Here is an 18,501-nt window from a genome sequence, read left to right on the forward strand (position 1 = left end):
ACCAAATAGAAGGAGTACGAATATGAGCAGCAACAGCGGAATCATCGTCGCGAACGCACCTGTCAGCTACGGCGCCTTCGAAGTGACGATCGGATTCGATCCGAACGTTCCGGACGGAGACGAGATCCTGGATCAGGTCAGCGCTGCCGGATATGCCGGCATCGACCTCGGACCGGTCGGCTACCTGGGTACCACCGAGAATCTCGGCTCCAAGCTCGCCAAGCGGAGTCTGGGTCTGGCCGGTGCGTATCTCGAACTGCCCTACGCCGACCCGGAAATGCTCGAGAAAACCCTTCCTGAGCTTGACGCGATGCTCGACATCTTCGACTCGGTCAAGCCCCTCGGCCTCGGCCCCGACCCACGTCCAACACTGGCCGACCTTGGCGTCGGCGACGGCGCCAACTTTCGTCGCAACAATCCGGGCTCGGGTGCGCGTAACCCGGCCAGCGGATACACCGAAGAACAGTGGGCGGAGTTCGCGAGGGGTATGGCCGTGGTGGTCGACCGGTGCCGCTCGCGTGGCTATCAACCGGTGTTCCACAACGAGACGGGCACGTTCGTGGAAGCCCCTGAAGAGGTCGGCAGGATGCTCGAGGTCTCCGAGATCGGGCTATGCATGGATGCAGGCCATTTCCTGCTCGGTGGCGGCGATCCCGTTGAGTACCTGAAGAAGTGGGCCGGCCGCATAGACCACGTTCACATCAAGACGGCGGATCTGCCGCGCTTCCAGCAGGTCGTGGACGAGGGTCTGCCCACCAATGCGATCTGGGAGCGTGAGGTGTTCCCCAAGCTGGGTGAAGGCGCCCTTGACGTGGACGCATTCCTGGCCGCCCTGCGCGAGATCGATTACGCAGGTTGGATGGTCGTCGAGCAGGACATCTTCCCGACGACCGCGGAGCGGTTCGCGCAGGCGGCCGCCGACCAGCGGGCGAACCGTGAATTCCTGCGGGAGCGTGGCCTGTGAGCGCACCTTTCCGGTTCGGCTTGATCGGCGGCGGCCGGATGGGTCGTACCCACCTGCGCGGCTTGGGAGGTTCGACGGAGGTCGAGATCGTCTCCGTGACCGAGCCCGTCGAGAGTGCCGCGGCTTCGCTGCGCGAACAGGGACTGCCGGTGTTCCGGTCGGCGGAGGAGATGTTCGCCGAATCGGTCCTCGACGGCGTCTTGATAGCCGTTCCGACGCCTCAGCACATCGACACTACCCGCAAGGCTCTCGAGGCCGGTCTTCCGGTCTTGTGCGAGAAGCCGTTCGGGCTGCTGCCGGCGGATGCGAGGGCAGCGGGCAGGCTGGCTGGCGATAAGGGCCTGGCTCTGCAGATCGCTTATTGGCGTCGATTCGTCCCGCAGCTTTCCGCACTGCGAAGAGATCTGCTCGACGGCAAGTACGGCTCCGTGCACTTCTTGGTGTGTTCCCAGTGGGACGAAGCACCACCACCGCTGTCGTTCCGCAATGACAGCGGCGGCATCTACATCGACATGGGTGTGCACGAAATCGACCAGACCATGTGGCTGCTCGGCCAGGATTTCACCGACTACAAAACGCAATCGTTTCCGACCACCGAAGACCCAGGTGCACAGAATGACGTGGACAGTGCCCAAGCGTTGGTGATGCTGTCCGGCGGCACGTCGACAGTGGTATCGCTGGGTCGGTTCTACAAGGGCGGAGACATCGTCTCCGTGGAGCTGTTCGGATCACGGGACCACACCCGGTTCGATGTGGTGTCGCCGGAGACCGGCGAAGGACCGCAACTGCGTGCCCTGCAACTGCAGGCCGAGGCGTTCGCGCGGCACGCGCGTGGAGCGGCCCAAGAAGGAACGACGGCGGAGGAAGCCGCGCGGGTGCTCGAACTCGCCCACGGCCTGACCGAAGCCGCAGGCGTTGCCGTGCTCGGCGCGTCCTGACCGCGATCCGGCACCTATGCGGCAATTTGTCCTGACATTCTATCTTTCGATCATGCAATGTTAAGATGCAGCTGCTCTTTCTGGTCGAACCGGAGATCGGAGACGACGTGCCCCTGACGGTGGAGCTCGACAGGTCGAGCCCTGTCCCCCTCTACTATCAGCTCGCGCAGGCCATCGAGGCCGCGATCCGCGACGGCGAACTCTCGCCGGGCGATCGCTTCGAGAACGAACTGGCGTTGGCCAAGCGGTTGACCTTGTCCAGACCGACAACACGGCGGGCAATCCAGGAACTGGTCGACAAAGGCCTGCTGGTGCGCAAGCGGGGCGTGGGCACCCAGGTGGTGCAGAACCCCGTGCATCGGCGGGTCGAGCTGACCAGTCTGTTCGACGACCTTGCCCGCGCCGGCCAGGAGCCGACGACTCAGCTGCTCGAGTACCGGGTCGGACCACCCGACGAAGAGGTTGCAGGCGAACTCAACCTCGCCGAGGGTCGAGAAGTGGTGTCCATCCACCGGTTGCGTTGCGCCAACGGCGAGCCGCTCGCGGTGATGACGAACCATCTGCCCGTCGAGATCGCCCCTGCGCCCGAGGAGTTGGAGAGCAACGGGTTGTATCAGTCGTTGCGGGCGCGCGGCGTGCACATCCGGCTGGCCCGCCAGCGCATCGGGGCACGCGGCGCCACGCGGTCGGAGGCCCGCCTGCTCGACGAGAAGCCCAACGCGCCGCTGCTGACCATGGCGCGCACCGCGTTCGACGATTCGGGCAGCGCGGTCGAGTTCGGCACGCATTGCTACCGCGCGTCGCGCTACTACTTCGACACCACCTTGGTCGACCGGTAGCTTTTCCCGCGCAATCAACTGAACGCGCGACGGAAGGCGTGAAGCGCCGCCACGCTGTCGCCGGAGGCCCACGCCTCCATGCCCACCGTTCCGGCAAATCCGATGCCGCGCAACGCCTTCGCGATCGCAGGATAGTTGATTTCACCGGTGCTCGGCTCGCAGCGGCCCGGCACGTCGGCGACCTGAACCTCGCCGATCGCAGCGCCGCAACGCCGCACCAACTCGATCAAGTTTCCCTCGCCGATCTGCGCGTGGTACAGATCGAGCATCATCTTCACGTTGGGGTGCCCGACACCCTCCACCAACGCGAGCGTGTCTTTTGCCCGCGCCAACGGGACACCGGGATGGTCGACGATCGTGTTGAGGTTCTCCACACAGAAGATCACGCCCGCCGTCGCGCCCAACTCGCCGACCCGCTCGAGCGTGCGCAGTGCGCTGGTCCACATCGTGCCGTCGACTCGGTACCGGGGCCGAGCGGCCTTGCCGTCGACCAATTCGGCGGTGTGCAGGTTCAGTCGCGGAACCCCGAGCGTCTTAGCGGCTTTGATGGACAGCTCGGCTGTCCGCACGACGTCGTCGGCGGTGGCGCGGTCGATCAGGTCGCCGTGCAGATAGCCCGTCATCGACGAGAACGTCGCACCGGTATCGGCGAGCGCCTGCAGGTCTTTGTCGCGCCAACTCCATATTTCGACCGCGAAGCCCATGTCGTGGATGCGCCGAACGCGGTCGATGACGGGGAGGTCCGTGAACACCATTTCCGCGCACACCGCGAGCTCGAAGTCGCTCACCGCGTCGTCACCTCCCTCGGTCTGACCAGCAGCGACGACCCTAGCATTTGATGTGCAGTCCTAATGTCAGGACAAAGTATTGACATTCTGCTGTGAGGCGTATTACATCGAGCCGTGAGGCGTGTCACGCCGCACTCTACGAGCGGAGGAAATATGAAGTTCAGTCGGCTCGCTGTCACCGCCGCGGCGAGCGTGCTCGCAGTGGGACTCGCGGCATGTTCGGGCACCGGGGGCAAGCCCCAGGAGTCGAACAGCGGCGGGGGAGGCGGAACCGCCGACACGCCCCGGATGACGATCGCCATGATCACCCACGAAGTGCCCGGCGACTCGTTCTGGGACCTGATCCGCAAGGGCGCTGAGGCGGCCGCGAAGAAGGACAACATCGAACTTCGTTACTCCAACGACCCGGAGGCGCCCAACCAGGCGAACTTGGTGCAGACGGCCGTCGACAGCGGCGTCAAGGGCATCGCCGTGACGTTGGCCAAGCCGGACGCCATGCGCGCGGCGGTACAGGCCGCCGAGGGTAAGGGCATCCCGGTGGTGGCCTTCAACGCCGGCCTGAAGGACTGGCAGGCGATGGGCGTCAAGGAGTACTTCGGTCAGGACGGCTTCATCGCGGGGCAGAGCGCCGGCGACCGGCTGACCAAGGAAGGCGCCAAGAAAGCCATCTGCGTGATCCAGGAACAGGGCCACGTCGACCTCGAGGCCCGCTGTGCTGGCCTGAAGAGCACCTTCCCCGCCACCGAGAACCTCAACGTCAACGGCAAGGACATGCCATCGGTCGAGTCGACGATCACGGCGAAGCTGCAACAGGATCCGAGTATCGACTACATCGTGACGCTGGGCGCGCCGTTCGCGCTGACGGCCGTGCAGTCGGCGAAGAACGCGAACAGCAAAGCAAAGATCGGCACCTTCGACACCAACGCCGCGCTGGTCGATGCGATCAAGAACGGTGACGTGCTGTGGGCCGTCGACCAGCAGCCGTACCTGCAGGGCTACCTGGCCGTCGACTCGCTGTGGCTGTATCTGACCAACGGCAACGTCATCGGCGGCGGCCAGCCGACCCTCACCGGTCCAGCGTTCATCGAGAAGTCGAACATCGACGCTGTTGCGGAGTATGCGAAGAACGGAACCCGATAATGACTACCCAGTCAGAGGTCGACCTTTCGCAACGGAAGGTCGTCCACGACGAGCGGGTCAAAGAGCGAAACCGCGTCCAGCGGTTGCTGATTCGACCCGAGATGGGGGCGCTGATCGGCGCGATCGCCATCTTCATCTTCTTCATGATCGTCGCGGCGCCGTTCCGCAGTCCCGAGGCGCTGGCGACCGTGCTGTACGCTAGCTCCACCATCGGCATCATGGCCTGCGCGGTCGCGCTGCTGATGATCGGCGGTGAGTTCGACCTGTCGTCGGGTGTCGCGGTGACGTTCAGTTCGCTGGCCGCCTCGATGCTCGCCTACAACCTGCACCTCAACCTGTGGTTGGGCGCCGCGCTCGCGTTGGTCCTCGCTTTGGCCGTCGGGTTCTTGAACGGCTATCTCGTGATGAAGACCAAGATCCCCAGCTTCCTCATCACGCTGAGCACGTTCCTGATGATCACCGGCATCAATCTCGCTGTGACCAAACTGGTTTCCGGCCAGGTCGCCACCGCGAGCGTTTCGGACATGCAGGGGTGGGACTCCGCCAAGGCGGTGTTCTCGTCGTCGTTCTCGATCGGCAGCGTGAGCATCCGCATCACCGTGCTGTGGTGGCTGTTGTTCACCGCTGTCGCGACGTATGTGTTGTTCAAGACTCGCATCGGAAACTGGATCTTCGCGGTCGGCGGCGATCAGGAAAGCGCCCGCGCGGTCGGTGTGCCGGTGACCAAGGTCAAGATCGGCCTGTTCATGTTCGTTGGCTTCTCGGCCTGGTTCGTCGGCATGCACCTGTTGTTCGCTTTCAACACAGTGCAATCGGGCCAGGGCGTCGGCAACGAGTTTCTCTACATCATCGCCGCCGTCATCGGCGGCTGCCTGCTGACCGGCGGCTACGGCACCGCGATCGGAGCAGCGATCGGCGCGTTCATCTTCGGCATGGTGAATCAGGGCATCGTGTACGCCGGCTGGAACCCCGACTGGTTCAAGTTCTTCCTCGGCGGCATGCTGCTGTTCGCGGTGATCGCCAACAACGCATTCCGCAACTACGCGGCGAAGAGGTAACCGATGACCGCAACAGTGGACAAGCCCGTGCACGATGCCCCCTCCGGCGGCAAGGTGCCGCTGGTCGAGTTGAAAAACATCGGCAAGGCGTACGGCAACATCACTGCACTCAAGGACATTTCGCTGCGGGTCCATGCCGGTGAAGTGACCGGCATCCTCGGCGACAATGGTGCAGGCAAGTCGACGCTGATCAAGATCATCGCCGGTTACCATCCGCAGACCGAAGGCGAGCTCTTGGTCGACGGTGAACCGATGACCTTCAACTCGCCGAAAGACTCACTGGCCAAAGGCATTGCGACGGTCTATCAGAATCTCGCCGTCGTACCGCTGATGCCGGTGTGGCGCAACTTCTTCCTCGGCCAGGAAATCCGCAAGACCCGCTTCCCGTGGTCACTCGACGCCAACGCGATGCGGGCCACCACGTTGAGCGAACTGTCGAAGATGGGCATCGACCTGCCCGACGTCGACGTGCCGATCGGGTCGTTGTCAGGTGGTCAACGCCAGTGCGTCGCGATCGCTCGCGCGGTTTTCTTCGGCGCGCGGGTGCTGATCCTCGACGAACCGACCGCCGCTCTGGGTGTCAAACAGTCCGGTGTGGTGCTGAAGTACATTACCGCCGCCAAGGAGGCGGGTTTCGGTGTGGTGTTCATCACGCACAACCCGCACCACGCCCACATGGTCGGCGACCACTTCGTCCTGCTCAATCGCGGTCGACAGAAGCTCGACTGCAGCTATCAGGAGATCACCCTCGAACACCTGACGCAGGAGATGGCGGGCGGCGACGAACTGGAGGCTCTGTCGCACGAATTGCGGGGCAAGGACGCATAGATCGACGCCTGGCGGTGACGAACGTTACGCGATCGTTCACCTCAGCGGCAGCATGGCAGCACGGCCCGCGCTTGCAAACGCGGCACAATGGGACCGTGCACACAGAACCTGAATCGAACGCGCACACGCCGGCCTGGCGTGACCCGCTGTCGGCGGGGTTCCGGGCGCACCGTCACCTTTTGCTGTTGCGGCTGAGGTGGCACGAACGACGCGCCGAGGGAAGTGACGGGCGACCGCTACACAGGAATCACGGTCAACCCTGAATCGCCGCCGACGTAAACGGCGTTGCGCGTCGGGTTGCCAATGACCACCCGCGGTCGGTCCGTTGATTTTCCGAGCGTCACCGTGCTGAGCACCGACCCTGACGCGATGTCGATGACCGACGCGACGCCGTACTCGTTGACCACCACCAAGCGGTCGCCCGCCGGGCTGATCGTGATGAATTGTGGGCTGGCGCCGCGGTATTCGTCGGCGCTCGTTGCGGGCAGCGTGATGTCGTGGACGACCTGGTTGCGCCGGGTGTCGATCACGGAGATCCAGCCGACCTCCGTGGCCTCGTCGGAGGACAGTCGCACGCCCTGATTGGCCACATACAGACATCGGCCGTCGGGACTCAGCACTGCGGCGGAGGGAATGCTGCGAAGTTGCCGGTCGGCCGACGCATCGATCCTGATGCGCGCCACCACATTCAACGCTGATGTGTCGACCACTTCCAAATGGCCGTCGAGGTCGTCGATGTCGAGGTACAACCGGCCGTCGCCACCGGCAAGGATGGGTTGGCGAATGAACGCGGGGGCGTCATTGAGTCCGAACGACCCCAGCTCTGTTCCGGTGTCGGCGTCGAGGATCACCACACCCGCGGTGACGTTGGTGTGGCCGAGTCGGTCACCCGCGCAGACGTAGACCCGCTTGTTTTCAGTGAACATCGCGATCGAATCTCCGCCGGAAACGGCTCTGACCAACACGCGTGACTCGGGGTCGAGGATCAGCACTGCGGGGTCGGTCATCAGCGCGTACAGACGCGACCCAGTGGGGCTGAGGATGATTGAAGTCGGTGTGCCATAGCCGACCGGCAGCGAACCTTCCAAGAGCAGCGAATCCACCACCCGGTTGCGGGTCGGACTGCCCTCGGAGATGTCGACGACGCGAATGGCCGCGGCGTTGCGGTCAGCGACGTATAGCCGTGACGAATCCGGTGACACCGCAAGGCCGGTCGGTATCACCTCGGACAGCCCGTCGATCGTCGTGATCACTGTCGTCAGGTCGGTGTCGACGACGTAGACAGCCCACCGCTCGCAGCCGTCGCGCGACGCTGCGACGTAGGCGTATCGCCCGTCCGGCGACAAGGCGATGTCGCGCACCGAACCGATGCCCGCGACCGATCCCACTGCGGCGGCCGGGATCACTCGACCGCTCGCCGACGGTTTGCGGCCCAGTGCCCCGAACCTCGCGGCGAGAGCGCTGACCCAGCCTGCTGACGGGCGTGCCCCCACATCCTCGGGCCCGCGTCTGGCTGTCGCGACAGCTGGCTGTGCCGACATCGCGATCGTTATCCCCGCCGAGAGCGCCCGTGCCAACGCGCGCTCGATGACTGTCGATGCGCCCAACCGTTCATCTCCTGTCCTTTCCCGGAAGTACGCAGAGTTTGCTCCGCTCCTGCAGAGTAGGGAGATCGGCGTGCCAGGATCACGAGTAGTGCGCTACCTGTTTCGCATCGCTGCATGTCAGGGCAGCAACTGACGTTCGCCACAGTTTGCTCGTATGCCAGGAGAAAACGCGTTCTGCGGCATAGGATCCGCGAATGGCCATCGAATGGCGCACGGTTCCGCGCGGGCAATCGCTGGGCCTATTGGAGTCCACGCTGAAAAGCAAGAACCGGCTGGGTGCGGTGCTTGCCGGTTCGGCCGGAGTTGGCAAAACCGTACTTGCTCGACATGCCGTCGATCGATTTGCTCAGCGGCACGGAGGTGTGTCTGTCCAATGGCTGGCCGGCACGGCTTCCGCGAGTCAGATCCCGTTCGGCGCGTTCAGCCATCTGGTCGATGTCGCCGGCGTCGGCGACTCGCCGACGCTGTTGCGGTCGGCGCGAGCATCGCTGCTGCAGCACGGCGGACGGGGACTGCTGCTGGCCATTGACGACGCCCATCACCTGGATAATCTGTCCGCGACGCTGGTGCATCAGCTGGCGCTGACCGGTGCGGCGCGGTTCGTCATCACGGTCAGGGCCGGTGAGCAGGCGCCCGACGCGATTACCTCCCTGTGGAAAGACCGACTGCTGGACCGGCTCGACATCGAACCCTTTGATCCTGCACAGACAAAGAGTTTGCTGGAAGCCGTTCTCGGCGGTCCGATGGAGACGTCGAGTGCGCACGAGGTATTCGCCGCAAGTCAGGGAAATCCGCTGTATTTGCGGCACTTGGCGGAAAGTGCGATGAGCTCCGGCGCATTGCGCGAAGTGGACGGGGTCTGGCAATTGCGCGGCCATATCGGGCTGTCGGCAGAACTGTCCGCATTGATTGGCCGACATCTCGAGGCGCTGCCGCCGTCGGTGATGTCGGTGCTGAATTACCTCGCGGTGGAGGAGCCGCTCAGCCTGGGAGATCTGACTGAGCTGGCGGGCAGGGAGGCCCTCGAAGAGGCCGAGGACCGACGGATCATCGAGGTCGTCAAGCGTGGCGATGACCTCGTCGTGCATTCCGCGCATCCGCTCTACGCCGAGCAGGTCCGCGCCTCACTCGGCCAGATCGCCACTCGGCGGCTACGTACGCAGCTCGTCGCGCAGTTGTCAGCCAAGCCGATCGAACACGTCAGTGCCCGGCTGCGGCTCGCGGCGTTGGCCATTGAAAGCGACACCCCGCCGCCGGTCGACGACGTCGTCATGTCGTCGTGGGAAGCGATGCGGCTCGGTGACCTGCTGCTGGGCGAGCGCCTGGCGCAAAGCGCCCTCGATCGCGATGGCGGATTGAGCGCGCGACTGCCGTTGGCCCACGCGCTGTCATGGCTGGGCCGCGGTCCAGACGCCGACGCCGTCCTGACGCCGGTCGACCCTGACAGCCTCCCTGAGTGGGACCTCACCTCCTGGACATTGCCCAAAGCGGCCAACCAGTTTTGGATGCTCGACGAGCCGCAGGCGGCCGTCGACTTTCTGTACGCGATGCGCGACCGTATCTCCGAGCCCGCCGCGATCGCGGTCATCGATGCGTTGGTGGCCACCTTCGCGATGAATTCCGGTGATCCGCACCGTGCAATGCAGATCGCCGGTCAGGTGCTGGATTCGCCTGCTGCACAGGACCTGGCGGTCGCCTGGGCGGCGGCGACAGCTGCGTTGTCGAGTGCGCGGCTGGGCCGATTCGACGAGGTCGGCGCGTTGGCCGAACGCGGCCTGGCGGCGTCGCATTTTGGTCTGCTTCGGTTCACCATCGGGCTCGGACAGATCACGACGCTGTTGATGACCAGGAGCGTGCCGCACGCGCAGCGGCTGGCACGGCACTTCATGGAGTTCTCCGAGCTGCAGCAGCCGGGCCGTGCGATCGGTGAAATCCTGCTCGCCCGTACGCTGATCGCGGCCGGCGAGCTCGATGTGGCGTCGTCCTTGCTGCGTCAATCCGCGGCGGCGCTTTCGGAGACCGGCTACTCCTGGGGCCCGCTGGCGCTGATGTATCTGGCGCAGGCCCTCGGACAACAGGGTGACGCCGCGGGATCCGCAGAAGTGTCGGCGCGCGCCGAATCTCGACACAGCATGCGGTCAGAGCTCTACGCCCCGGAACTGGCTCTTGGACGCGCGTGGACGCTTGCGGCGGCCCGCAACATGGCGGGCGCGGTCAGCGCGGCCCGCGACGCGGCCCGGATAGCCGAACGCTCCGGCCAGCTCGCCGTCGCGATACAGGCATTGCATGATGCTGTTCGTCTCGGTGACACCACCGCCGCCGACGCCATCGCCCGGGTGGCCACGAGCCTCGATTGCGTCGCGGGCCGGGCCGCGCTGGCACACGGGCGTGCGCTGGCCGCCGCCGACGCCGACGGATTGACAGCCGCGGCAACCGAACTCGCCGACTTGGGGATGAAGTGTGCGGCCGCCGACGCTTCCGCGCAGGCGGCCAAGGTTTTCGCCGCCCGCCACCAACGCAAGGGCGAGGTTGAGGCGATGGCCCGCGCCGCCGAGCTCGCAGGCGGTGCCTCCACGCCAGCGCTCGATCAGGTGCTCAACCCGCTGCCGTTGACCGGGCGCGAACTCGAGGTCGCGATCATGGTGTCCGAGGGCATGACCAACAAGGCGATCGCCGAGCGGCTGTCCGTCTCGGTGCGCACGGTGGAGGGGCACATCTACCGAGCGTGTACGAAACTCGACGTCGCCGACCGCACGCTGCTGGCCGAAGTGGTCGCGTCGGCAAAAACGAGTACCGGACTACGCAAGACTGCGTCGCGCTCGCCGAGCACGCTGTAGCTAGGAGCCCCTCGACGCGCAGGAGGTCAGATGGCTGTTGCAGTGCACCCTTCAACCAACGGGCAGGCCCTGACGGTCACCGATCCGATCGAACCGATTCCACAGGACCGCTTCGAGACCATCGAATTCCCGGCCAGGGACGGCTTCACCTTGAACTTCAAACGGCTGCGCGGTGACGGCGAGCCGCTGTTGATGGTCGCGGGCACCGGCACGCGGGCCAATCTGTGGAACCCGCCAACCAGGAACCTGCTGAAGCAGCTTTCCGAGCGCCGATTCGACGTGTGGATGCTCAACTGGCGCTCCAGCATCGATCTGCCCGCGGTCAGTTACACGCTCGACGATGCAGCGGTGCTCGACATGCCGAGGGCAGTCGAGGAGGTCCGCAGGCAGACCGGCGCCGACAAGATCAAGGCGCTGATCCACTGCCAGGGGTCATGCGCGTTCATGATGGCGATCACCGCGGGCCTGCTCCCCGACGTGTCGCTGGTGATCTCGAACTCGTCGGCGCTGCACCCGGTGATGCCATGGCAGGCGCGCCTGAAACTACCGCTGGCCGTTGCCTTCTTGAATGCCGAGAAGATCACCGGCATCAACCCGCAGTGGGGCCTGCACGCGCCGCGGCTGTTGCCCAAAATCCTCAACTGGTACGTCAGGGCCAGTCACGACGAGTGCGACAACGCGGTGTGCAACCACACCAGCTTCATGTACGGGTACGGCCACCCGACCCTGTGGCGGCACGAAAATCTCAACGACGCCACCCACGAATGGATCAAGGGTGAGTTCGGCCAGGTGCCGATGTCGTACTACGGCCACATCGCGGACTCGTCTGCGGCGGGCGAAATGGTATCGACGGGCAAATATCGGGAACTGCCCCCGTTGTTCACCGCCGATGCCCCGCAAACCGATGCCCGCTTCGTGTTCATGACCGGCGACAGGAATCAGACGTTCCTGCCGATCGGCATGGGCCGCACCTTCGAATACTACGAACGGCACCAGCCAGGCAGGCACACGCTACAGAAGTTCGCCGACTACGGACATCTGGACGTATTCCTCGGGCAGTACTCGCACCGCGACGTCTTCCCGTTCATCCTCGACGAATTGAGCAAGTGATGGTGCTGGAAGCGAATCCCGTTGAGGCGCAGGACCGGATCCCTCGGCCGACGGTCGATGAAGTGCGGAGCAAGCTGCGGGTGGCCCGGCCCGGTCTGAGGTTTCGCGAGGTGATGACCGGCATGATCACGATGGGCATCACCGATCCGGTGAAGGGCTATCAGAACGATGCGGCCATCGCCATGCAGTTGCATGCCACCGTCACGCTGCCGAACCTGCCTGCGTTCATCAAAGACCCCAACCACAGGGGGCAGTGGCGCGCCGCCGGGTCGATCCCGGTGCTGGGCGGAGACCTGATCGGCATCGAAGACGGTGACTTCGGCCTTTTCCGCCGCGCCATCCGTAACGGAAAAGGTGTGCGGGAGATGGTTTACGACACCACGTTCTCGATCGACGGCCAGAAGTACCGGATGCGCGGCCGCAAGTATGTCGAACCGTCGCCTCCGTGGCGCGTGTGGCCCGCGACGACGACGCTTCACGTGCAACTGTTCCCGACGAGTGGCGGGACCGGCGAACCCATCGCGGCCGGACTGCTTCGGATCACGCTGTGGGGATTCGTCAGGCAACTGTTGTCGATGAAGGTGCTCGGCGACTTCTGGTGGATCGACAGGTGTGCTCAGAAGTCGGCGTTCTACCGGTTCTTCGTCACCTCGCTCGTCAACACCTATGTGAAGGGCCGTCGGTGGTGAGCACCGCCGAGCGGGCGGACGTCGTCATCGTCGGGAGCGGGTTCGGCGGCGCGGTTGCGGCGTGCCGCCTCGCCAGCGCGGACCGGAAACTCGTTGTGCTCGAACGGGGGCGCGACTGGTCACAGGGGGGCAGGACGCCCCAGCGCGCCCGCGACTACCTCTATTCCAGCCGGATGCCGAGTCTGTTCAACGGCTGGCTGGACATCCGCCTCCTCGACCAGATGATCGTTGCCACCGGGGCCGGGGTCGGCGGCGGCTCACTGATCTACGCCAACGTCTGCATCGAGGCGCCGGACGCCGTGTTCGACAGCGGCTGGCCGTCACAGATCTCAGCTGACAAGATGCGGCGGTACTACGGCAAGGTCAACGAAGTGCTCGACCCGCAGGTGATACCGCCCGGACAGCTCAACCCGCGGATGAGCCGGTTGCGGGACGCGGCGATTGAACTCGGGATTCCGGAGATGTACAAGCCGCTGCCGCTGGCCGTGGCATTCGACGACAAGGCGGGTGACAAGCACGGTGAGCCGTGGCGCGATCCCGAGGGGTATGCGCCCGAGACCTGCGTGCATTGCGGGGAATGTGTGATCGGCTGCGTCAACGGTGCCAAGAAGACGCTCGACAAGAACTACCTCAAGTTCGCGAAAGGGAACGGCAACGACACCGAGATCCGGCCGCTGTCGATGGTGACCCACATCGAGAATTCCGAAGACGGCGGGTGGCGCGTGCACTACCTCGACCTCGACGAGCGGTTCGACCGTCGGAAGCGTCAAATCGATGGACAAATCGTGATTCTCGCGGCGGGGTCGATCGGATCGACCGAGATTCTGCTGCGCTCCCGCGACGGGTTCCGCACGCTGACGAAGCTGCCAAGGGCGCTGGGCCGGGGCTGGAGTCCCAACGGCGATTTCCTGACGCTGGCCCGCTACAAGAAGGACAAGGACCGTCCCTGGCTACAGCCGACGAAGGGGCCGACAATCGGCGGGGCGATCGACTTCCTCGGGGGCGTCGATCTGCCTGACGACAACATGATCGGGTTCGACGGCCGGCTCTTCATCGAGGACGGCGGGCTGCCGAACATCGGCGCGCACGTGTTCAAGGCTTGGCAGGGCAAACGCGGACCGAAGGGATGGGCGCACCGAAAAGCCAGTGATCTCACCGACTTCCGCAGCATGGTGCCGTGGTTCGGGCAGTCGATCGACGCCGCCGACGGCGAGTTCTCACTGCAGAATCCTCTGCGGTTCTGGCGCGCACGGACACGGCTGAACTGGAATCCGCAACGCTCGGTCGGCGCGCTCGATGCCTTCAAAGACGTCCATGTCGCGATGACGCTCGCAACGGGTGGCAAGCCGATTCCGTTGGCGACGTGGAGCCGGTTGCGGACACTGGTCACACCGCATCCGTTGGGCGGCTGCAATATGGCGGCCGCGGCCGGGGCCGGCGTGACCAATCACATGGGCGAAGTGTTCGACCACCCGAACCTGTTCGTGATGGATGGCGCGGTGATTCCACGGGCCATCGGCCGCAATCCGTCGAAGACGATTGCCGCGGTCGCCGAGCGCAGTTGCGAGAAGCTTCTCGAGAGGCTCTAACGCGGAGACATGCCCGCCGCTCGATACGCCGCATCGACATACGCCATGTTCTCGACCGCGTCGGCAGTGCCGATCGGAAGCGGGGCGCCATGCCGCACGTGGTCGGCGAACGCCTCGAGTTGGTAGGTGTACGAGGGGCGGGTGCCCAGCCGCTCGACCGTCGTGCCGTCGGGGGTGTTGATCGTCAGCCGGTCATCGTCGTGCGGCCTGATGAAATTGTGCGCGAACACATCGCCGCGCGTCCCGACGATACGCAGCGTGAACATGTAGGCGTGGGCGACCATCGAGTTTGCGCTCAGCCCCGTCGCCCCGCTCGGAAACGCGAGGTCGACATCGCACCACGCATCGACGCCAGGGCTGCGCTGCTCGGCATGGGCCCGCACCACCGAAGGATGCCCCAGTTGCCGCATCACATGCAGGCCGTAACAGCCCAGGTCCATCAACGCGCCACCGGCCAACTCCAGCGACCAGCGCGGGTCGCCCTCGTCGGGCGCCGGCATCGCCATGCGCACCTCTACATGAACCAACTCACCCAGCGTCCCGTCGCCCGCCAGTGCCAGCGCGCGCCGGGTGACCGGATGAAACAGGTAGTGAAAGCCCTCCATCACCGCGACACCCGCTGCGTCGGCGGCCGCGGCGACCTGTCGAGCCTCCGCCCTGTTGCGCGCGAACGGCTTCTCGGTCAGCACCGGTTTACCCGCCGCGACGGCCGCGAGATTCCACGGCGCATGTAGCGCATTGGCCAGCGGGTTGTACACGACGTCGACCTCGGGATCGTTGACCAGCGCGTCGTACGACGCCAAAACCCGTTCCACTCCGTATTTTTCGGCGAACAACTGTGCCCGCTGCGGGTCACGCGCCGCGACGGCGACCAGTCGGTGACCCAGCTCGTGCGCGGGCCCGACGATGGCCAGTTCGGCGATCCGCGACGCGCCGAGCACGCCAATGCGTAACGTCATACCGACACGGCGCGGCACACGTCGGTGAGGTACGCCACGCTGGTTTGCACATCGCGCACGGGTCCTTCGTCGACAGGTTCGGCGTCCAAAACGGTGTCCTGTTCCATGACGAACCATCCATCAAAGCCATTGCTGCGCAGCGAGGTCACGATGCCCGCGATGTCCACGTCACCGCTGCCGAGCGGGGTGTACATCCCGGCGCGCACTGCCTCGGTGTAGGTCAGCTCACCGGCCTGCACGCGGGCGGCCAGCCCGGCGTCGACGTCCTTGAGGTGCGCGTGCGCGATGCGGCCTGGCACCTCGCGGGCCAGTTGCAGCGGGTCGGTGCCGCCGATCAGCAAGTGGCCGGTGTCCAGGCACAGCTTGATCGCGGAGCCGGCCAACACGCGGTCGACATCGCTGCGAGTCTCCACCATCGTTCCCACGTGCGGGTGCAGCACCGCGAGCACGCCCCGGTCGCCGGCGGCCGCGGCGAGACGGTCGAGATTGCCGAGCAGTGTTGCCCATTGGTTGTCATCCAGGCTCGGACGTGAGTCATATCCATCGGTGCCCGTCGCCGCCGCCAGCACCAGCACATCAGCCTTGCAGGCCAGCAACGCATCGAGGGGCCCGGCGATGTCCAGCAACGGATCGTGGCCCGCATCGTGCAGCAGGACAGGAACGAACACGCCGACACAACTCAACCCGTAGGAATTCAGCAGCGCTGTGAGCTCCGCTGGATCTGACGGCAGGAAGCCTTCTGGCCCCAGTTCGGTTGCCGTCAAACCAATCTCACGCATCTCGGCGAGCACACGCGCAGCGGCAAGCTGATGGCCCCAGCCTGGCACCTCGCACACACCCCAAGAAATCGGCGCTCCCGCGATCTTCACGTTGTTCACTTCGACCTCACCTCGTCGATTCGTACCGGGACACCGCGGCGCAACGACTCTGTCGCCGCCTCGGCCAGCCACGCGACCTCGACCGCGTCGGCCACCGTGCAGGCAGGCGCGGCGGTGCCGTTGACCACGTCGACGAACGCGCTCAGCTCCGCGCGGAACGCGTCGGTGAAGCGGTCCATGAAGAAGTGGTGCGCGGGGCCGGCAGGAAACTCGTTGCCCGGGTCTACGTTTCGCACCGGGGCGCCTTGGTCCCATCCGGCGACCACGGTGTCATGAAAGCCGTGTACTTCCAGTCGGCAATCGTAGCCGCGACCGTTGTACCGCGCCGCGGAGACCAGCCCGATGGTGCCCTGGTCGAACATGACCACCACGGCGGCGGTGTCCACGTCGCCGTACTCGGTGAACCGCGGGTCGCCCTGCACACTGCCGGTGGCGTATACGTCGACGGCCTGCTGTCCGGTGATCCACCGCAGCACGTCGAAATCGTGTACGGCGCAGTCGCGGAAGATGCCGCCCGAGCCGGCGATGTACTCCATGGGTGGGGGAGCGGGATCCATGGTGGTGCTGCGCACCGTGTGCAACAGCCCGAGCGAGCCGTCGTCGACCGCGCGCTTGGCCGCGGCGAACGCGGCGTCGAACCGCCGCTGATAGCCCACTTGCACGGGCACCCGCGACTTTTCGATCACCTCGGCGATTCGCGCGCTCTCCGCGGCGGTCGCGGCGATCGGCTTCTCGCAGAAGGTGGGCAGACCGCGGTGGACGGCGGCGAGCGTCAGCTCGGCGTGGGCCGGTGTCGCAGCCGACACGACGACGCCGTCGACGCCCGACGACAACAGCTCTTCCACCGAATCAGCTGGTTTCGCACCGTGTTTCGCGGCGACCGCGGCCACCACGTCGGCGCGCTCGTCGGCGACCACAAGGCCGTCGACGCCGGCAAGGCCGGACAACGTCTCGGTGTGGAACGCGCCGATGCGGCCCAACCCGATTACACCGAGTGTGGTCATGGCTTTCTCCGATCATCATGGTCGCGCAGTGCGACGTCGAGTTGCTCTGGGGTGAGGTCGTCGGCCAGCGCGGCCAAGACGGTGTCGACCTGACTGGGCGGCGCCAGGCTGCCAATCGGCTGATCGCTGTCGAGATTGGTGGGGAAGGCGTAGCCCTCGGCGGTCGCGACGACGACGTTCAGCAGGTCGCGCTCGGTACGGCCCGCCGCCTTCATCGCGCGCAGCGCCGGATAGATCGCGCGCACCATCGCGGTGCGGTCCAGCGCCTCCATCGCACGTCCGAACGGCGACGAGATCTGCAGCAGATTGGCGATGCGTCGGATATCCGTCGACACATTGGACCCCGCACCGTGATACAGCGCCGGGTTGAAGAACACCGCGTCGCCCTTCCTGAGCGGGATCTGCACGTGGTGCGCGGCGAAGAACTCGATGAACTCCTGGCGGTTGAACGCGAGGTAGCCGCCCTCGAAGCGCTGTGAGAACGGCAGCAGCATGGTGGGGCCGCTCTCGACCGGCATGTCGCAGTGGGCGACGGCGCCCTGCAGCGTCAGCACCGGGGAGGTGCGGTGCAGATGCGCGGGATAGGCGGCGAGGTGCTCGTCGGAGACGAATCCTAGGTGGTAGTCGCGGTGTGGAACCTGTTGCGTTCCACCGGGGTTGACCACATTGACCTGCGACGTGAGCTGGTACCGGGGGCCGAGCCAGGCCTGCGAGACGATGGCGAGTGTGTCGTTGGCGTAGTACTCGGCGAATACCTCCGGGTCATGCAGCGCGAGTTTCTGCGCGGCGTTCCAGATCCGGTCGTTGGCGCCCGGCTTGCCGAAGTGGTCACCGGCGGCGGTGCCCGCGGCGCGCTGCTCGTCGATGATCGCGAAGAACGCGTCGCTGGCCCGGTCGACGACACCCCCGTCGAACGCGCCCTCGAAGACCACCACGCCGGGACCGTCGGCCAGCGCCTGGATCACCTCGCACTGCAGCGCCCTGCGGTCGGCGGCGGCGAGTGCGGCCGAGGAGTAGCAGAGCACGTTGCTTCGGATGTCAGTCGCGAGCGGATAGTCGGCGGGTTCGACACTGCGCAGCACCTGCGCGCGGAAGTCGTCGAGGCGCACGTCCGCCTCGTCGATCCACGCCTTGGGTGTCGTGTGTGCCGCGGCCGTCATGCCGGTTAGTCTTGCTGTGACACCAACCGCAATCAACGCCAGAAACCCATCAAAAACGCCTCAGCCACCGGCGGCGAACAGACACAAAACTGCCCTAAAAGGCCGAAAAGTGG

Annotated in this window: 16 protein-coding genes; 10 read left to right on the forward strand and 6 right to left on the reverse strand. The window is 65.4% G+C overall.

Annotation, left to right across the window (positions count from 1 at the left end; translation table 11 throughout):
• The first annotated feature begins 22 nt into the window (after window positions 1-22).
• The 3 genes from ACGFK1_RS25355 to ACGFK1_RS25365 all read left to right on the forward strand — a co-directional run bounded on the left by ACGFK1_RS25355 (window position 23) and on the right by ACGFK1_RS25365 (window position 2,741).
• Window positions 23-964: a sugar phosphate isomerase/epimerase family protein gene (locus ACGFK1_RS25355; protein ID WP_393435932.1), complete on the forward strand. Its 942-nt coding sequence runs from the start codon at window positions 23-25 to the stop codon at window positions 962-964.
• Window positions 961-1,902: a Gfo/Idh/MocA family protein gene (locus ACGFK1_RS25360; protein ID WP_393435935.1), complete on the forward strand. Its 942-nt coding sequence runs from the start codon at window positions 961-963 to the stop codon at window positions 1,900-1,902. Before ACGFK1_RS25355 ends, ACGFK1_RS25360 begins: the two co-directional genes overlap by 4 nt.
• A gap of 65 nt (window positions 1,903-1,967) precedes the next feature.
• Window positions 1,968-2,741, forward strand: a complete 774-nt coding sequence (locus ACGFK1_RS25365) for a GntR family transcriptional regulator (RefSeq protein ID WP_393435938.1) — start codon at window positions 1,968-1,970, stop codon at window positions 2,739-2,741.
• A 14-nt stretch (window positions 2,742-2,755) separates the two neighbouring features.
• Here ACGFK1_RS25365 and ACGFK1_RS25370 read toward each other — a convergent pair whose 3' ends face one another.
• Complete coding sequence (locus ACGFK1_RS25370; RefSeq protein WP_393435941.1) at window positions 2,756-3,529, reverse strand: TIM barrel protein; 774 nt, start codon at window positions 3,527-3,529, stop codon at window positions 2,756-2,758.
• A gap of 153 nt (window positions 3,530-3,682) precedes the next feature.
• Here ACGFK1_RS25370 and ACGFK1_RS25375 point away from each other — a divergent pair, with 153 nt between their 5' ends.
• The 3 genes from ACGFK1_RS25375 to ACGFK1_RS25385 are packed head-to-tail and all read left to right on the forward strand — an operon-like array spanning window position 3,683 to window position 6,555.
• Window positions 3,683-4,669, forward strand: a complete 987-nt coding sequence (locus tag ACGFK1_RS25375; protein WP_393435944.1) for a substrate-binding domain-containing protein — start codon at window positions 3,683-3,685, stop codon at window positions 4,667-4,669.
• Entirely contained in the window at window positions 4,669-5,727 is a 1,059-nt protein-coding gene (locus ACGFK1_RS25380) for an ABC transporter permease (RefSeq protein ID WP_393435947.1), read from the forward strand. Before ACGFK1_RS25375 ends, ACGFK1_RS25380 begins: the two co-directional genes overlap by 1 nt.
• Window positions 5,728-5,730: 3 nt before the next feature.
• Window positions 5,731-6,555 carry an ATP-binding cassette domain-containing protein gene (locus ACGFK1_RS25385; protein ID WP_393435950.1) on the forward strand — a complete coding sequence of 275 codons (825 nt, stop codon included), beginning with the start codon at window positions 5,731-5,733 and terminating at the stop codon, window positions 6,553-6,555.
• A 236-nt stretch (window positions 6,556-6,791) separates the two neighbouring features.
• Here the strand turns inward: ACGFK1_RS25385 and ACGFK1_RS25390 are convergent, their stop codons facing one another.
• On the reverse strand, window positions 6,792-8,162 hold the full coding sequence (locus ACGFK1_RS25390) for a YncE family protein (RefSeq protein WP_393435953.1): 1,371 nt from the start codon (window positions 8,160-8,162) through the stop codon (window positions 6,792-6,794).
• A gap of 194 nt (window positions 8,163-8,356) precedes the next feature.
• On the opposite strand from ACGFK1_RS25390, the gene ACGFK1_RS25395 reads away from it, so the two are divergent.
• Genes ACGFK1_RS25395 through ACGFK1_RS25410 form a run of 4 tightly spaced genes read left to right on the forward strand, consistent with a single transcriptional unit; the run spans window position 8,357 to window position 14,387 of the window.
• Entirely contained in the window at window positions 8,357-10,999 is a 2,643-nt protein-coding gene (locus ACGFK1_RS25395) for a LuxR C-terminal-related transcriptional regulator (RefSeq protein WP_393435955.1), read from the forward strand.
• A 30-nt stretch (window positions 11,000-11,029) separates the two neighbouring features.
• Window positions 11,030-12,109 (forward strand): alpha/beta fold hydrolase, encoded by a 1,080-nt coding sequence (locus tag ACGFK1_RS25400; RefSeq protein WP_393435958.1) that lies wholly within the window; start codon window positions 11,030-11,032, stop codon window positions 12,107-12,109.
• On the forward strand, window positions 12,109-12,798 hold the full coding sequence (locus tag ACGFK1_RS25405) for a hypothetical protein (protein WP_393435961.1): 690 nt from the start codon (window positions 12,109-12,111) through the stop codon (window positions 12,796-12,798). The genes ACGFK1_RS25400 and ACGFK1_RS25405 overlap by 1 nt, the downstream gene beginning before the upstream one ends.
• Window positions 12,795-14,387 carry a GMC family oxidoreductase N-terminal domain-containing protein gene (locus ACGFK1_RS25410; protein WP_393435964.1) on the forward strand — a complete coding sequence of 531 codons (1,593 nt, stop codon included), beginning with the start codon at window positions 12,795-12,797 and terminating at the stop codon, window positions 14,385-14,387. The genes ACGFK1_RS25405 and ACGFK1_RS25410 overlap by 4 nt, the downstream gene beginning before the upstream one ends.
• On the opposite strand, the gene ACGFK1_RS25415 is transcribed toward ACGFK1_RS25410, so the two are convergent.
• From ACGFK1_RS25415 to ACGFK1_RS25430, 4 genes are read right to left on the reverse strand one after another with little or no spacing between them, the layout of a single operon-like run.
• On the reverse strand, window positions 14,384-15,346 hold the full coding sequence (locus ACGFK1_RS25415; RefSeq protein WP_393435967.1) for a Gfo/Idh/MocA family protein: 963 nt from the start codon (window positions 15,344-15,346) through the stop codon (window positions 14,384-14,386). The two genes, ACGFK1_RS25410 and ACGFK1_RS25415, sit on opposite strands and share 4 nt — an antisense overlap.
• Entirely contained in the window at window positions 15,343-16,224 is an 882-nt protein-coding gene (locus tag ACGFK1_RS25420; RefSeq protein ID WP_393435970.1) for a sugar phosphate isomerase/epimerase family protein, read from the reverse strand. The genes ACGFK1_RS25415 and ACGFK1_RS25420 overlap by 4 nt, the downstream gene beginning before the upstream one ends.
• Entirely contained in the window at window positions 16,221-17,228 is a 1,008-nt protein-coding gene (locus tag ACGFK1_RS25425; protein ID WP_393435973.1) for a Gfo/Idh/MocA family oxidoreductase, read from the reverse strand. Before ACGFK1_RS25425 ends, ACGFK1_RS25420 begins: the two co-directional genes overlap by 4 nt.
• The gene (locus ACGFK1_RS25430; protein WP_393435976.1) at window positions 17,225-18,388 is read right to left on the reverse strand and encodes a phytanoyl-CoA dioxygenase family protein; all 1,164 of its coding nucleotides are present in this window, start codon (window positions 18,386-18,388) and stop codon (window positions 17,225-17,227) included. The genes ACGFK1_RS25425 and ACGFK1_RS25430 overlap by 4 nt, the downstream gene beginning before the upstream one ends.
• Window positions 18,389-18,501 lie beyond the last annotated feature (113 nt).

This window comes from Mycobacterium sp. NPDC048908 (assembly GCF_043197955.1).
GTDB lineage: Bacteria > Actinomycetota > Actinomycetes > Mycobacteriales > Mycobacteriaceae > Mycobacterium.

Excerpts from the sequence above, each read along its gene's own strand:
- ACGFK1_RS25380 (WP_393435947.1), top strand. The coding sequence starts at position 4,669 with ATGACTACCCAGTCAGAGGTCGACCTTTCGCAACGGAAGGTCGTCCAC.
- ACGFK1_RS25430 (WP_393435976.1), bottom strand. The coding sequence starts at position 18,388 with ATGACGGCCGCGGCACACACGACACCCAAGGCGTGGATCGACGAGGCG.
- ACGFK1_RS25405 (WP_393435961.1), top strand. The coding sequence starts at position 12,109 with ATGGTGCTGGAAGCGAATCCCGTTGAGGCGCAGGACCGGATCCCTCGG.
- ACGFK1_RS25375 (WP_393435944.1), top strand. The coding sequence starts at position 3,683 with ATGAAGTTCAGTCGGCTCGCTGTCACCGCCGCGGCGAGCGTGCTCGCA.
- ACGFK1_RS25355 (WP_393435932.1), top strand. The coding sequence starts at position 23 with ATGAGCAGCAACAGCGGAATCATCGTCGCGAACGCACCTGTCAGCTAC.
- ACGFK1_RS25385 (WP_393435950.1), top strand. The coding sequence starts at position 5,731 with ATGACCGCAACAGTGGACAAGCCCGTGCACGATGCCCCCTCCGGCGGC.
- ACGFK1_RS25365 (WP_393435938.1), top strand. The coding sequence starts at position 1,968 with ATGCAGCTGCTCTTTCTGGTCGAACCGGAGATCGGAGACGACGTGCCC.
- ACGFK1_RS25400 (WP_393435958.1), top strand. The coding sequence starts at position 11,030 with ATGGCTGTTGCAGTGCACCCTTCAACCAACGGGCAGGCCCTGACGGTC.
- ACGFK1_RS25415 (WP_393435967.1), bottom strand. The coding sequence starts at position 15,346 with ATGACGTTACGCATTGGCGTGCTCGGCGCGTCGCGGATCGCCGAACTG.
- ACGFK1_RS25395 (WP_393435955.1), top strand. The coding sequence starts at position 8,357 with ATGGCCATCGAATGGCGCACGGTTCCGCGCGGGCAATCGCTGGGCCTA.
- ACGFK1_RS25425 (WP_393435973.1), bottom strand. The coding sequence starts at position 17,228 with ATGACCACACTCGGTGTAATCGGGTTGGGCCGCATCGGCGCGTTCCAC.